This is a genomic window from Planctomycetaceae bacterium (assembly GCA_041398825.1).
GTDB lineage: Bacteria > Planctomycetota > Planctomycetia > Planctomycetales > Planctomycetaceae > F1-80-MAGs062.
On sequence record JAWKTX010000019.1, the window covers coordinates 1 to 14061 of the forward strand.

General features: G+C 54.1%; 16 protein-coding genes. 9 read left to right on the plus strand and 7 right to left on the minus strand.

From position 1 onward, the window contains the following. From R3C20_23980 to R3C20_24010, 7 genes are all read left to right on the plus strand, one after another. Positions 1-382, plus strand: a 382-nt coding sequence (locus tag R3C20_23980; GenBank protein ID MEZ6043568.1) for a hypothetical protein, incomplete at its 5' end; no start/stop codon positions are given. A 345-nt stretch (positions 383-727) separates the two neighbouring features. Further along, a complete protein-coding gene (locus R3C20_23985) occupies positions 728-1216 on the plus strand; it encodes a hypothetical protein (GenBank protein MEZ6043569.1) in 489 nt (162 codons plus the stop codon). Between the two features lie 69 nt (positions 1217-1285). Then, a complete protein-coding gene (locus tag R3C20_23990) occupies positions 1286-1507 on the plus strand; it encodes a hypothetical protein (protein ID MEZ6043570.1) in 222 nt (73 codons plus the stop codon). A 907-nt stretch (positions 1508-2414) separates the two neighbouring features. Then, positions 2415-4154: a hypothetical protein gene (locus tag R3C20_23995; protein MEZ6043571.1), complete on the plus strand. Its 1740-nt coding sequence runs from the start codon at positions 2415-2417 to the stop codon at positions 4152-4154. Positions 4155-5160: 1006 nt separating this feature from the next. Further along, a complete protein-coding gene (locus R3C20_24000; protein MEZ6043572.1) occupies positions 5161-5556 on the plus strand; it encodes a hypothetical protein in 396 nt (131 codons plus the stop codon). 185 nt (positions 5557-5741) lie between these two features. Then, complete coding sequence (locus R3C20_24005) at positions 5742-6281, plus strand: DUF4274 domain-containing protein (GenBank protein MEZ6043573.1); 540 nt, start codon at positions 5742-5744, stop codon at positions 6279-6281. Positions 6282-7348: 1067 nt separating this feature from the next. Beyond that, positions 7349-7627, plus strand: coding sequence for a hypothetical protein (locus R3C20_24010; GenBank protein MEZ6043574.1), 279 nt, complete (start codon positions 7349-7351; stop codon positions 7625-7627). Positions 7628-7959: 332 nt separating this feature from the next. Here R3C20_24010 and R3C20_24015 read toward each other — a convergent pair whose 3' ends face one another. From R3C20_24015 to R3C20_24045, 7 genes are all read right to left on the minus strand, one after another. After that, a complete protein-coding gene (locus R3C20_24015) occupies positions 7960-8424 on the minus strand; it encodes a formylglycine-generating enzyme family protein (GenBank protein MEZ6043575.1) in 465 nt (154 codons plus the stop codon). Continuing rightward, positions 8318-8950 (minus strand): SUMF1/EgtB/PvdO family nonheme iron enzyme, encoded by a 633-nt coding sequence (locus R3C20_24020; protein MEZ6043576.1) that lies wholly within the window; start codon positions 8948-8950, stop codon positions 8318-8320. The genes R3C20_24015 and R3C20_24020 overlap by 107 nt, the downstream gene beginning before the upstream one ends. 470 nt (positions 8951-9420) lie before the next feature. Then, positions 9421-9852 (minus strand): serine/threonine-protein kinase, encoded by a 432-nt coding sequence (locus R3C20_24025; protein MEZ6043577.1) that lies wholly within the window; start codon positions 9850-9852, stop codon positions 9421-9423. Between the two features lie 566 nt (positions 9853-10418). Further along, positions 10419-10667 carry a protein kinase gene (locus R3C20_24030; GenBank protein MEZ6043578.1) on the minus strand — a complete coding sequence of 83 codons (249 nt, stop codon included), beginning with the start codon at positions 10665-10667 and terminating at the stop codon, positions 10419-10421. Between the two features lie 5 nt (positions 10668-10672). Continuing rightward, complete coding sequence (locus R3C20_24035) at positions 10673-10852, minus strand: protein kinase (protein ID MEZ6043579.1); 180 nt, start codon at positions 10850-10852, stop codon at positions 10673-10675. Continuing rightward, positions 10849-11571, minus strand: coding sequence for a serine/threonine-protein kinase (locus R3C20_24040; protein MEZ6043580.1), 723 nt, complete (start codon positions 11569-11571; stop codon positions 10849-10851). Before R3C20_24040 ends, R3C20_24035 begins: the two co-directional genes overlap by 4 nt. Before the next feature lie 191 nt (positions 11572-11762). After that, positions 11763-11963: a hypothetical protein gene (locus tag R3C20_24045; protein ID MEZ6043581.1), complete on the minus strand. Its 201-nt coding sequence runs from the start codon at positions 11961-11963 to the stop codon at positions 11763-11765. Positions 11964-12601: 638 nt separating this feature from the next. Here R3C20_24045 and R3C20_24050 point away from each other — a divergent pair. After that, positions 12602-12862 (plus strand): hypothetical protein, encoded by a 261-nt coding sequence (locus R3C20_24050; protein MEZ6043582.1) that lies wholly within the window; start codon positions 12602-12604, stop codon positions 12860-12862. 595 nt (positions 12863-13457) lie between these two features. After that, positions 13458-13979, plus strand: coding sequence for a hypothetical protein (locus tag R3C20_24055; protein MEZ6043583.1), 522 nt, complete (start codon positions 13458-13460; stop codon positions 13977-13979). Positions 13980-14061 lie beyond the last annotated feature (82 nt).

Sequence of the window (14061 nt, forward strand, 5' to 3'; positions counted from 1 at the left end):
TGCGGATGCTCAGGATGTTCGCATCGAACATGGACCCAAGGCCGGATGGCTTGCGCCGATTGCTCTTGATCCGCCGAGAAAGAGAGTTCGCGAAAAGCCGAACGCTCGCCGAGCCAGCAACAAGGGCTGTCTGTCGATGACTTTGGACGAGTACCTCGAATTGCTCGATTGGACCGGCCGTCAGCTGAAATCCGGCAAGTCCGGTTCCATTCCGGCTTCTGCCCTGCCAATTCTCGAACGACTCGAAGTCAGCCCCGAAACCTGGCTCGACCTCATCAAAAACTTCCGCAAACGATTTCGTTCAGAAGCCGGTCTGCCAAAGACTCGCCAAGCATTCCGAAGCAACCGACGCCAGCCCAGAGTCACCACAGAATCCGCGTGACTCAACCCCCACCGTAACGCATCCTCAATCACGCCCGTGGTTTAGGCTCGAAAGGTGGCTGTTCGCTATACAGTGCAGCAGGCTGGGCATCAGCTGAAACGTGGACAGGCAGCGAAGGAGCGAAGGGCTGGATTGGATGGGGAGTTGATATGTTCAACCCGGCAGCATACGTATCCGACGCATTCCAATTGGAATACATTCATCATGTGTCGGCCGGTGGGGGCATCCGAAGTGAAACACCGAGCGCAGAAGCGGCCCGTATTCACCGCGAGGTCACCGAGAAGAGTCAGTTATCAGGATCAAAACAATAAAATCAAATGGCAGAAGTTAGCCTAGGAACTTGCGATGAAGGTAATCGTCTCAAAAGGTAATCGAAATATTCGACTAGGAGAATTCTTCACTTCCAACGGCACTATTTTTGACATGGCAAAGCCATGTGACGCTGAGTTTCTGACAGCGCGTGTCATCTCCGGAGATGCGTGGTCAGATTTTCCCGGTACATACGGCGGGGCCAGTATCGTCGTTTCAGAAAGGGCAAAGACGGTGCTGGATCGATTCCCAGGCATGGATGCTTTTGAATTCGTCAAAACAATGGTGCCGTCATTTCCCGACACGTGTTTCTGGTCGTTGAGTAACACACTGAACGTTTGGCAGCCTGTACTGGAAGAAACGGAGCGGTTTTCACCTCTATACCGCTTGCGGAAAGACTTTGCAGTTTCCGGAAGTCATTTTGCGTTAGACCAGCAAATGTACAAGGTTGCCTCAGATGAACTGTGTGAAGCGTTTGAAGCAGCGGGCCTAGTCGGGTTCGAGTGCGTTGCGTGCATATACTAAAGGCCATCGTTCAAGAACGACGGGGGAGCAGTTGGGGCCATCCAAACTTGATGACATCATCAGGGAACGGTGCGTGATCTTGCGGGGATCAACTCGACGACGGGTGCGACGGAGGTTTTGAATCATCGGGTCTTTGACAGCTATGGGAATCTGGATTCTGAGACCAGTAGTTCGGTGGACTATGCGTTTGGGTTCACAGGTCGAGCCATTGATGATGCGACGGGTCTGTACTACTACCGAAGCGAAATTAGTGCCATCCACCCAATTGACGGAAGCGGTTGCTGCCATTAGAGTTCAGGCGAGATTGATGTTGGTTTTCTTTTGAAGGATTTGTCCGAACAAAGCGACTTCACCAGCGTGAAGGAACGCATCGACGATCGAGCCACCGCAGCAGAGGTCGCATGCTATAATAGCGAAATTAGTGCCATCCACCTAATTGACGGAAGCGGTTGCTGCTATTAAGAGTCACCACCGAATCCAGAGTGACTCAACACCCGATAGCATCCTCAATCACGCCCGTGGCAAAGGCTGTCTGTGGATGGCACTGTTGGTTGTGTGAGCAAATGTACAAGGTTGCCTCAGATGAACTGTGTGAAGCGTTTGAAGCAGCGGGCCTAGTCGGGTTCGAGTGCGTTGCGTGCATATATAAGGCCATCGTTCAAGAACGACGGGGAGCAGTTGGGGCCATCGAAACCTGATGACATCATCAAGGGAACGGTGCGTGATCTTGCGAGGATTAACTCGGCGACGGGTGCGACGGAGGTTTTGAATCATCGGGTCTTTGACAGCTATGGGAATCTGGATTCTAAAGCGAAATTAGAAAGCGAAATTAGTGCCATCACTAATTGACGCAAGCGGTTGCTGCTATTGAGAGTCACCACCGAATCCGGGTGACTCAACACCCACAGTAGCACATCCTCAATCACGCCCGTGGGTTAGGCTCGTGAGGTGGATGGCACTGTTGGTTGCGTGGCACTGTTGGTTGGTGGTGGATGGCACTGTCGGTTGGCACTGTCGGTTGGTGGTGTGCCTCTGGTGGCAGCTCTTATTCCACTGCAGTGCACTCAACCTCTACCACAATAATCCCGGATGGACCCAGTAAAGCACCCCGGGCCACACCGTAAACTTCTTCTCGGTATCGTTCACTTGATATAGAATTCCACGAAACTGACCAGACCTTGATTTCTGAGTGAACAACATGATTAGAGACTTTCGCACGTGGTTGACAGTTGCGCTGTTGACCATCATTACACTTTATATTTCCGGATGCGGTACAGAGGGCTCGACCAATGGCCCAGATGGAAATCAATCAACTTCGGTTGACACAAATGCTGCTGCCGCAAAGCCGCCGGTTGTCCGTGAATCATCGCCGGCATCGGCTCAGCGTTCGATTCCGGTCTCCATCCCGGGATGGGCGATCACGCCAGAGCTAAGGCAAAAGCTAGCCAAGCGAGATTCTCGCGGACTGCCCGGCGGGTTTATCGATGCTGAGTCCAATCAATACATCAACCTGGCTCACGGGTTCAAAATCCAACTTTCTGATTCCGTCGCACTAATATCCGCGGAATTGGGAGAAAGCTTTGATCCGGGATTAACAATCGCAGTGCGGGACACGGGACTCGGAACCCTGCTTCGAGTCAATTCAGAGAAGCTGAGTGAACTCGATGCAGGAAAGATCGTCAGGAGCAATGGAGCTTCGAAGCGGGATGGATTTACTATTGATAGATCCTTCCCCGAAATAACTACGGAGTTCTTAGGCTCTTCAGTCGCATTCGTTTCCGGGGTCGATGCGACTGGACATCCGAAGCTTCGGGCGGCCACATATAGAGGCAGTCGACTCTTCAATCTCGATATTCATCCCACTGAAGGCACAGATGAGGTAACCCTGCCGGAGAACCTTTTGCGCGCCTTTCAGGCAATGTCCGACGATGAAATGGCTGCAGCTGTCGATGCTCACCCAGAGCTGCTGCTGGCTCCCGATGCCGTTGGAGCGCACTCGTCAGTTCGTGATGGAGTTTACAGGAACTTTGAAACGGGTGTCATCTGGCGAATTCCCGATGGTTATTGGCAATTGCTGGACGGCCCACGAGGACAGTATGGCAAAGCCGATAGTATGCTGATTCGGGAACTCAAGGAGAACGTCTTGTTACTCCTGACGATCATTCCGAATCATGGTGCGGTTGGGGAAGCGGGGGCACAGAACTGGCACAGTGACGCGTTGACGGCAATCAAGCGAGCCGGGCAGCTGGTTCAAACTGGTGATCGGAGAGAGATCAACGGCGTAGAGTTTCTTGCAACGACGGCAAAGGTGATTGAGAACGACGTGCCGTTCGAGTTCGCGGTCTTAACAGCGACGCCATCCGGTCACGCGATTCGAATTCAAATCTGGAGCCCGAACATTGAAGCGGAAACAGGACGCTCAGATCGAATGTTGCAGCATTTCTACTTGGCTCCGGGACAGATATCAGAATCCAGAGTGACTGCGTCGGGAGCCTGGATTGACAATCGTTTTGGTTTTCAATTTGATGCACCAAGTACGTGGAGGCTAGCACATGACACGCTCGGCTTGTATTCCGGGTTCAGTACTCAGATAACACACGATGGCGGTGATGAAAGAATCTCGGCAGGAGCGTTCCTGCCAACGATGTTCACGATGCCTTCGACGATTCCGAGAGTTGAGAGTCCCTCCACAGAGCAGGCATTGTCTGAGCTTATAGATGCTTCCGCGATCGATGACGCAGACGTCAGCGAAGTCTTTGACTGCACGTTTGTTGGCCTTCCTGGCAAGATTCACAAATGGTCCTCGAAAAACGAAACAACCGTTTTTGCATACGCTGTTCACGACCTAAAACTATTCCACATGACCATCAATTGTAGTGACCATTCCCCCGAAGGAATTGAGTCCCACCTCGATCGCATGACTCTGCTGAATCAATGAAGTTCATCCGCACCTTCAGCGGTGGCAGATAATCAGGGTGCGATCTAGAGAGAGCACTGCCAATCCTGTCTTCGGTCCACCATGTTCATCCCGAGAGTATGTTGTTCCACGTGAAGCAGCATTGTCAGATCGTGTGCATCGGCCATGAGAGGAAATGATTCAATTCGACCCAGCCAGACTTGGCCGCCCTCAGAGTTCCGATGATGGCGAGGAATGTGAACATCATCAGTCACTGCATCCGCCGGCGGAGGTCATCATCTTTGTGAACGACTTACTTTCGAAGCGGTAATTCGCGTTTCCGGCCATTGCTCTCATCATTGTTGTACTGTGTTTCTGCGGGTATTGTGCTGTTATGAGGGACACAAAAGGTGTCAGGACCCGTTTTTATTGAGTCTGGGTGGTCCGCGATGATGAGTTGTGATTTCCAGACGCAGCTTTGCAATTACTCCGTTTGCCCAGGTTTCGTCGCCAAAGAGCGAACGGGGATTCACTCTACATCGAATCACAGTCAGCCACGCCTCCGTTTGCGAAATATTCACAGGCTCCAGCCAGCCCGCACTTCGACGAACGGGCCATGCAGACAGTGAGACATCCTTCGCAGCAATGCAAGGCCAGCATGCTATCGATCGCGGGAGCCGGATGGGTGACAGCGTCTCTGACAACACAAATCGATGTTCAGATCGTTTCAAAACAGAAACCGATCTCTTCGCCACTGCGCCACTCCGAGGATGCAGCCGCAATCGTTGCTCGAACAACCGTCGCTTCCGAATCAATGCCAGAATTTGCCGGAACCGAACGAGCGTCAAATCGCCAATCCAAGGGCGACAACCTCTTGCCCCATCGGTAAACTTCTCCGCAGCGGATCCATTATCGTGATGAATCCCGCAAGCCAACAACCGAGCCGCAATCACTCGCACAGCAGCAAAGTACAACGCTCGATCTCTACGCCAGCATAGATCGCAATTCGTTTAGGCAACACAAAACCATTCCCGCGGAGGTTCCGCCCATGAAGAAGAAGGCTGCGATTGTCGTTGGTCCGCATTTCAGCGGAAAGAGCAAGACGATCAAGAAGTATTTCAAGCCCCTTGTTGGCCTGTCTGGAAACCAACGCTCATTCGACTTAAATGAGGGACCGGGAATTGTTCTATCTCAAAGCCTAGAGGAAAAGCGACTCGGTCGAGTTGTGTCGCAGTCAATCGAGGAGAAGGGCATTATCAGCGTTCAGACTTTCCTCTCACGCAACCTGTTTTGTCAGTGGCTTGTGCTCGCCGCAAGGCCCAAAACTGAGCCGGGCTCGCACCTAAAGAAGATTCAGAGAACCCTGAAGGAGAATGGCTTTTCTGTGCTGGTCGTCGAAGTCGTCAACCGGAGTCGTTCTATAAGCAGAAAGCGAATGAAATAATGGCTCATCTGTCATAACGTCGGTCGCGCCAGTGTTGGCTAACTCTCGCTCAAGTGGAGCGCCAACGGCAGGCCACCGAGCCCAGACCTATGGCACATGGTGCATCATCACAACTCTGGGCCTGGCGCCCTGCCGCTTTCGCCCCCTTAGCTCGGTCGCTAGCCGAACAATCCAGGAGTGACTCCATGCCTATATCGAAAAGACGCCAGCAGGAAATTCTAAATCTTGCGACACCTGGCGTACCGCCCAACACACCTGAAGAGTTTTGGAATGATGATGCGGCTCTGAAGCCGCTCATTCGAGATGCGGATCGGAGACGCAAAGTTTGGTTAAGTACCGCTACTGATCCGAAAGAACTCCACCTATTCGCAGAGAACTGGCATTGGGACGGCGGCGGCGGAAAACAGCTTCAACCATTGGTAGGCAATCGTCATTGCGACGCTGGCACGCTTTTGATGCTATTTTGGTACGGTGGAGGTGAAGACTCCTACTTCCAATACAACCGCCTCACGGATATCGAAAGCGAATTTGACCGGGAGGTGCATCGGCTTCTGCTCAAAATCGAGAAGCGTCTGGCCAAGAATGACTACGTGACCGCGAACATCTATTTCGATCCGTCATCCTTTGCATCAATGCATGATCGGAGAGATGAATTTGCGAGACCTGTGCCGGACTTCATGTATCAGCCGATTGGACGAAAGCCTCGGAATACAAACCGCGGATAACCCCAGTGGATTAGAAGCTCGCGACGCGATTAGCGGAGCTGAGTTCTAATCTTTTGTTCAAGGAGCCCGGAGCGATGTTCGGACTGTTTTGTTGCGCGGGAAGGCAGTTGTGATGCAGGGAGCTGATTTCAGCAGCCTGGCAGCCAGCATTTTGCTGCTTTGGGACGAGCTTTTCGAAGTCAGCAAGGAGGGGCAGCGGACTCAGTTCTGAACGGTTTCAGAACGAGTGATCGCGAGATCCAATGAACGGCCACGGAATTCCAGCGGCGGTGGTCGGATGCGGGTGAAGCATTCGAACTGTAGTGGGCGATCGCAGACCGGACAGCGAAGGCCGTTTTCTGGCGTACGAGCCAGCACCGGCGGCGAACACTGTTCGAGCTCAAAGAACACAAAAGGTCTCAATGACGGTCTTGAGGTTTGTCAAGAATGACATTGAAGAAAGATCTTCGAGCGTGATCTCTGTTGAGCTGATTGTTGTCGGTTCGTGGGGGTACCTTGCTTCTTTTTAGGCATGGGTTCGGTGTTCGATGAAGGGAAGAGAAGGTCTTTCCCGGACGGTGTTTGGTTTGCGCAATATTCACAGGCTCCACCCAGCCCGCACTTCGACGAACGGGTCATGCAGACAACGAGACATCCTTCGCAGCAATGCGAGGCCAGCATGGTATCGATCGCGGGAGCCGGATGGATCACAGCGTCTCTGACAGCACAAATCGACGGTCAGATCGTTTCGAAACAGAAACCGATCTCTTCGCCGCTGCGCCACTCCGAGGATGCAGCCGCAATCGTTGCTCGAACAACCGTCGCTTCCGAATCAATGCCAGAATCCGCCGGAACCGAACCACTATCAAATCGCCAATCCCAGGGTGACAACCCCTTGCCCCATCGGTAAACTGCTCCGCAGCGGATCCATTATCGTGATGAATCCCGCAAGCCAACAACCGAGCCGCAATCACTCGCAAAGCGGCAACGTACAACGCTCGATCTCTACGCCAGCATCCTGCCGTCGCATAGATCCCAATTCGTTATGTGGCAACACCCAGCACTATAAAGAAGGGACCCCGATCACAATGAGTGAATCCCCGAACGGACTGACCGCTGGATGGAAAATCGCTATCGTTCTCGCGTTACTGATCGCGTTGGCCAATGGAGGCTTATCGGCGCTCTCCCAACGCGAACAGGAGCGTTTCACAAATCACGAAGAACGAATTGACAAGCTTGAGAATGCTGTCCGCGGAAATGATGTTGGGACGGCGCCGCGTGAAGCGAGCATAGAGGCGCGGCTCGATGCACTCGAAAAGCGGATCCAATCCATCGAAACGCAGGGCGAAGGCCCAGAATCGCAATAACAGCGAACAAATCATCCGATCCTGACGCGTCTGAAACTACTCGTAAAAAGTAAATAACAGATCTGTGAACCGGAGTACTCATTCACTCAGCAACTGAAATCAAAGACTTCCGTTCGTGCCCGGTTGCGGCAGTCGTTTGCCGGTAGAGTCCTTACCTGTATTCCGACATCCGGAGAGCGGGTGAATTTGCAGTCCGGACACGTGCTGGCCAACAAGTAATGCTGTGTCCTCGTGGTGCTCCTCTCGGAATGTCGACCGCAGCATGTTCCATCAAATCCGCAGGTCGCGCAGTGGAAGGTCACGGCAACACGTTCGTTAGCGAATCGGTTGACTCACTCAGGGACAATCGCGGACGGCAACGGTAAAGTGCGTGCAACTCTAAAGGAAATATGACCATCGGTGCGAAGAATCGGCGACGCGCCGCGATAGCCGGATCGCCCCACCTCTGCCGGGACATCAAAGGCTCCGCCACGCGACGCGGCGTAGGCGTTGAGGCTGACGACCTGCGATCCGGGTGTTCCCGACATCACCTCGACACCGGGAACATACGGCTGGCCCTGCCAGAGGTCATGACACCATTCCCAGACATTGCCATGCATGTCGTGAAGACCGAACGGGTTCGCCTTTAACGTGCCGACTCGGTGGGGTCGACCATCGGAATTCAGATTGGTCCATTCGAATTCGACAGAATCAGACGCGTTGTCGCCAAACCACCACTCTGAGATGGTTCCTCCACGAGCGGCAAATTCCCATTCCGCCTCTGTCGGCAGGCGATATCCGTCGGCATCCGGGTTCACATGCACAATGGCCCCGACGGATCTTCAACGATCTCGTAAAAGGTTCCAGCCCATCAAGATGGCTGAGACGAATCAGGAAACTGACAGCGTCGATCCACGACACGTTCTCCACAGGGAAGTCGGATGTCTCCAGACCGACGACGTCGTCCTTCCTGGTTCCCGACTGTGCAAACCCGGCGGGATTGCTGTTCATGACCTGTTGAAACTGTGCCTGCGTGACTTCCGTCGTGCCGATGTAGAACGGTGGCGTGATGGCTACCCTGTGCTGATTGAGTTCAAATGACAGAGCGGATAAACACCAATCCGGCAGATCCTTTTTCTCCATGGCCATCATCAGGCTGTCGATCTCTTCCGATGTTTTTCCTCGCACAAAGTCACCGGGCGGAATCAGGCACATCGGAATCCCTGTAGAAGTCGTGGTCCTGACCGGTTTCTCCAGAAATCGAGCCCATGCTTCCTGATACTGCTCTGCCTGAGACCGGTCAAAGGGAACACTGGCGGCGGGTGGATCGGCACCGTTGGACATCTGTTTCGGAGCGTTGAGGTCTGTTGTTCCATCCTGCGCTTGCTGCCTGCGGCCGTTGACGGACTGGCGTCGACCGTATGTGGACCTTCAGGTGATAATTCAGAAACCGATTGGCCCGTCTTCAACGGCCACCAGACCGCCGTTTGCCGCAGCGAGAGTAATTGCCACCAGAAGCACGCCGATGTATGCCAGCCACCGTGCCAAGACGGGTTGCTGAATGGCCGACTTTCGACCTGTTACTGACGGAAGTAGCTGTTCTGCAGGACATTCTCCTGAGCCACCGCCGCAATTCGTCGGCGAAATCGGCTGCGGTGGGGTATCGATCGCTCGGTCTTTTCGACATGGCTCGATTGCAGATGGCCGCCAGGGCCCAATGGAACTTCGGGGCGAGTTCCTGATCGGAATCGGCCTTTGTTCGGCGACTTTCGAGATGATGTTGTGTGGTGATCCGGAAAATGGCCTTTTCCCCGTCAACAATTCTGTACAGGATCACCCCAGGCTGTACTGATCGCTCGCAGGTCCGACTTCCGCATGGTCACCTCGTGCTGTTCCGGAGACATATAGGCCGGTGTCCCCATGACCGAGCCGTCCAGCGTCAGGTTTGACTCATCATCGGTCCGTCTGGCGAGGCCAAAATCTGTCAACTGTGGCTCGCCGCGATCATCGATCAGAATATTGTGTGGCTTGATATCGCGATGAATGATCCCGCGTTCGTGAGCGAAATAGACAGCATCGGCAATCTTCGCAACCCACTCGGCGACTTCTCTCGGCGTGACAGGCCCTTCTTCGATTCGGCCTTGAAGTGTCGACCCGGCAACGAACTCTGATGCCAGAAACAGTTTGTCGCCATCCTGTCCGAAATCGTAGGTCGGCACGATATTCGGATGGGCGCAGTCTTGCAGAAGCGCGCGCTTCCGTCAGGAACCGATGCATTCGCTTTTCATCACCGCACGAAAAAGATGGTATCTTGAGTGCAACAAACCGCTCCAGCTGCGGATCCCAGCGCGGTACACGCGACCAAATCCTCCTCACCGACAAGTTCGAGCACTTCGAACCGACTGACTCTTTCGAGTATGGATCGGGCGCGACGGGCAATGACGACTTGCTGCGGGAACGACCGAGTCGGCGTGTCCGGATGCCGGGTTCGGGGACGGGACGAGGCAGTCGGTTCAACGGACAGAACGTTTTCGACCGATTCCGAATGGCGTGTGGCCGTTCGACGGAATTCACTTCGGAACGGCTCGCGACATGCCGGACATCGAACGATCGTTCCGGCATGGCGATCGCCGACCCGCACCGTCGTTCCACAATGGGTACAGTTGCTGTGGTAGTTGCTCATTCTGCCGACCCTGAATCTGCGTCCGAGCGATTGGATTCGTATGTTCTTCGGTCAGTGTATGGCAGAAGTTCCGCCTGCATTTCTTCGGCGCTCTGGTACCTGTCCTGTGTGCGACGAGCCATCGCACGTTCAATCACATTCGCCGGCCGGATCCACCGCCGGACAGCGTTCTGCCGGGGGAACAGGCGGCTCGTTGAGAATCTTCGCGATTCCTTCAGACGTGTCTACAAAGTCGTATGGCTGGTGTCCGGTCACAAGTTGATACAGCGTCGCCCCGGCCGCATAGACGTCACAGGCCGGGGTTGCTCGACGGCAGTCCAGAATCTGTTCCGGCGGCATAAAGGCAATCGTCCCCTTGATTTCGTTGCTGGTGCTCATGGCACTCAGACCGCATTCATGAAATTCTTCGCAAGACCAAAATCGGCGAGCTTCACACGCAGTCTTCCGCCAGAGCGATAGACAAGCATATTCGACGGTTTGATATCCCGATGCACAATGCCGTTGTTGTGAGCGAACTGCAATGCGTCGAGAACTCTGCAGGTGAGCCCTGACGCGATTTTCATCCGGTCATAAACGAAGACGATCGCAGAATCTCGTTCAGGTCCGCCGTACCGACAAATTCCATGACCAGAAACGGCACTCGATCCACGACTCCGAACTCCAGCAGCCGAACGATGTGGGGATGCTGCAGTTTCGCAAGCACTGCCGCTTCCCGGATGAACTGCCTCAGGCGTTCGGCCTCCGCCGATGCCGGCCGCACCAGTTTGACGGCGACTGAGTGCCCGTCGGTCTGCCGCAGCCCGTGAAAGACACAACCCATTCCTCCTTCACCAACAATGTGCGTGATATCATATCCCGGGATCGCCGGTTTTCGAGATATAATGACCGTGGAGTCGAATGGTGCCGGCTCCGGATGCGGCGACTTCGGATCTGCCGAATCGACTGACCGGTTACGTGATGTCACCTGAATCACTGATCGGCCGATCTGCACCTTGTCACCATCAAGCAGGGACGTCACGTCAGAGATCCGTAGACCGTTCACTTTCGTTCCGTTGCGGCTTCGCAGATCTGCGACCACGCAGTGCGGCGGATTGATCTCAAAGCGGCTGTGAAACCGAGAGCACTCTTTATCGTCCGGAAGGCTCAATTGTGCGTGGGGACTGCGCCCCACAATCCACGTCTGATGTGAATGAAACACATTTGAAAGACCGCAGGCTGGTCCGGCGATCACTTCCAGTCGGACTTCCGCGGTGTTCAGATTGCTGCCGACTTCGTGCTTCATGATTCTGACTGAGTTCAGGCGATGAAGAAAACCCGACATCCGGGGAACAAGACGTCCGGGGACACGCCAGCTTCGCCCTTCATGGTACGAAAATCCGGTCGCTCTGGACAGGGATTGGCGGTTTATTGGTCAGCGTCGGGTGAGGAGCATTCGAATCGGTTGAGCAGGTATGTCGTTCGAGTTTTCTACGTTCAGCGATGGTCCAGCGGTGTTGAGGGTGAGAGGAGCCATGCGTGTTGCAGCAGGGACTCAATGACATCGCGAATGTCGGCTGGATCCTGTTGGATGGTTCCCGCCATCGGCTTCTGGCTGTGGGAAATCAGATGGAAGGCATGCCCCCTGTCGGCCCAGTCAATGCCGACAGAGATCATGTCGTCGTGCGGTTGTGTCATGGTCTACTTCCGTAGTCTGGAGTGAAGGAAAGGATTGCTCAGGAACCACATCGTCGAAGTGTTTATGGCGGACATGCGAGCGCGCAACGGCTGTCTTCATCTGAGGATTTGTTGTTGATGTGATCCGCGAATCCTCACTGCGAAGGTCTCCGGTAGTCGTCTGCTTCTCTGAGGGCAGAGATTGCGGCAGCCGCGGACAATTCGTCAGTGAGGATTCGAGCGTTCTCAGGATGGCGGGGCAGATCAGGAGTTATCAACACTCAATTCGGGCGAGGATCAGTATTCGCCGCCGCTGTTTTCAGCTTGTTGGCCCGGTCTCCGAGCTGTAGACTGGCTCCGGCCCGCTCCAGCACGAATCAAGGTCGGCGGATGACCTTAGGCTGCGGGCGGTTCGGTTTTGAACTGGAAAATCGTTTGCCGCGGCCCGGTGAACGCATTCGTTCTTCGCAGAAGACTCCACACTGATGAACGCAGGCGAACATCTCGAATCTCGCCCGCAAATCAGGTGGCGTTGGATAATTGCCGACGCGGCAATCGCTTGTGGCATCATCTGGTTCCGTCATGTTCAAGAACCCTACCGTGAAACCCAGAAGCTTCACAACCTGATTCAGTCCCTTGCTGGCCGTTGTCCGTCTGATATGGAACCGTCGCAGTGGAAGGTTGCCGTCGACTGGACGAACAATTTGAACTCCAACAGCCTTGTTTGGGGATTCAAGGACGGAGCGGCAATCAGAAGGCATCGAAAACAGATCGAGGAAAGAATTCAACGTAAGGTCGATATGGACACTATCACCTGGATCTGGGACCAGTACGCAGAGCTTTGTCCCGCCGGCGCACGATACCAACAATGGCGACAAGTTATGCTCGATGAGATCGCAGAAGCCGACCATATCCGATAGACCGGACGCTGCCGATCTGGGGACAAAAGGGGTCAGGCACCGTTTTCATTGAGTCCGAGTGGTCCGCGATGACGAGTTGTGATTTCCAGACCCAGTTTTGCAGTTGTTCCGTCGGACAAGGTTTCATCGCCAAATGGCGAACCGAGATTCCTGCTACGACGGATTGCAGACAGCGAGACATGTTTCGCAGCAATGCGAGGCCAGCATCGTTTCGAACGTGGGAGCCGGATGGATGACAGCGCCTGACAACACAAGTCGATGTTCAGATCGCCTCGAAACAGAAACCGGTCTTTTCACCGCTGCGTCACTCCAAGGATGCAGCCACAATCGTTGCACGAACAACCGTGGTATCTGAATCATTGTCACCATGCGACGAAATCCGAACCACCGTCAATTCGCCAATCCCAGGGTGACAACCCATCGCCCCATCACTAAACTGCTCCGCAGCGGATTCCTCACCGCGATGAATCCCGCAAGCAAACAGCCGAGCCGCAATCACTCGCAAAGCGGCAAAGCCCAATCTCTACACCAGCATCCTGCCGTCGCATAGATCGCAATTCGTTATGCGACAAGGAATTCACAGGGCACATCGGACATGAATGGAGTCGAACAAAACCCGTACACGCCCTCAAACGCCGTGGCAATGGACACATGGGACCTATCTGGTTTCGCACGCCGAGTTTCGCTTCGAGCGTTACAGAGCACCTTCTTGGCAATTCTGTTCTGTCTATCCTTCTTGTTTCTTGGCTATTCAGCAAAACAGGGTGTCACAGAAGGATGGGATTACACAATCTTCTTTGTCACCGAATACCCGCTTCTGACCGCAGCAATCGTGGTGTCAAATGCGTTGATTCGCGGTATCTTTCTTCCGCGTCCCCGGCTTAGCACCGTCTGGTTGCCATTGGTTGCAGGCGTGGCATCATTCCTGAGTTACAATTGGGTGCATTTCCGCATTGAATCAATCCAGCAAGTGCTCTTTCCTTTCGGCTGGGGTAATGGCATTTTTGAGTTAGTTATCGAGGCGAGTTTGCCGACTTTCGTCGGGGTTGCTGTTGAGGGCGTTTGGCACGGCATGCATCGCGTTTCTACACGGCGTACGAAAATCAGAATCGGATAACCACACATAACAGGCGAGTTGTGGTCGCCCCGCAATCACATGGACAATCAATCACCACAACCACCTGATTGTCGGCGTTCGC

Bases quoted from the DNA above. Each gene is read 5' to 3' on its own strand.
- R3C20_24020 (MEZ6043576.1), bottom strand. From the start codon at position 8,950: ATGTCCAACGGTGCCGATCCACCCGCCGCCAGTGTTCCCTTTGACCGG.
- R3C20_24005 (MEZ6043573.1), top strand. From the start codon at position 5,742: ATGCCTATATCGAAAAGACGCCAGCAGGAAATTCTAAATCTTGCGACA.
- R3C20_24030 (MEZ6043578.1), bottom strand. From the start codon at position 10,667: ATGAGCACCAGCAACGAAATCAAGGGGACGATTGCCTTTATGCCGCCG.
- R3C20_24055 (MEZ6043583.1), top strand. From the start codon at position 13,458: ATGAATGGAGTCGAACAAAACCCGTACACGCCCTCAAACGCCGTGGCA.
- R3C20_24035 (MEZ6043579.1), bottom strand. From the start codon at position 10,852: ATGAAAATCGCGTCAGGGCTCACCTGCAGAGTTCTCGACGCATTGCAG.
- R3C20_24045 (MEZ6043581.1), bottom strand. From the start codon at position 11,963: ATGACACAACCGCACGACGACATGATCTCTGTCGGCATTGACTGGGCC.
- R3C20_24050 (MEZ6043582.1), top strand. From the start codon at position 12,602: ATGGAACCGTCGCAGTGGAAGGTTGCCGTCGACTGGACGAACAATTTG.
- R3C20_24000 (MEZ6043572.1), top strand. From the start codon at position 5,161: ATGAAGAAGAAGGCTGCGATTGTCGTTGGTCCGCATTTCAGCGGAAAG.
- R3C20_23985 (MEZ6043569.1), top strand. From the start codon at position 728: ATGAAGGTAATCGTCTCAAAAGGTAATCGAAATATTCGACTAGGAGAA.
- R3C20_23995 (MEZ6043571.1), top strand. From the start codon at position 2,415: ATGATTAGAGACTTTCGCACGTGGTTGACAGTTGCGCTGTTGACCATC.
- R3C20_24010 (MEZ6043574.1), top strand. From the start codon at position 7,349: ATGAGTGAATCCCCGAACGGACTGACCGCTGGATGGAAAATCGCTATC.
- R3C20_24040 (MEZ6043580.1), bottom strand. From the start codon at position 11,571: ATGAAGCACGAAGTCGGCAGCAATCTGAACACCGCGGAAGTCCGACTG.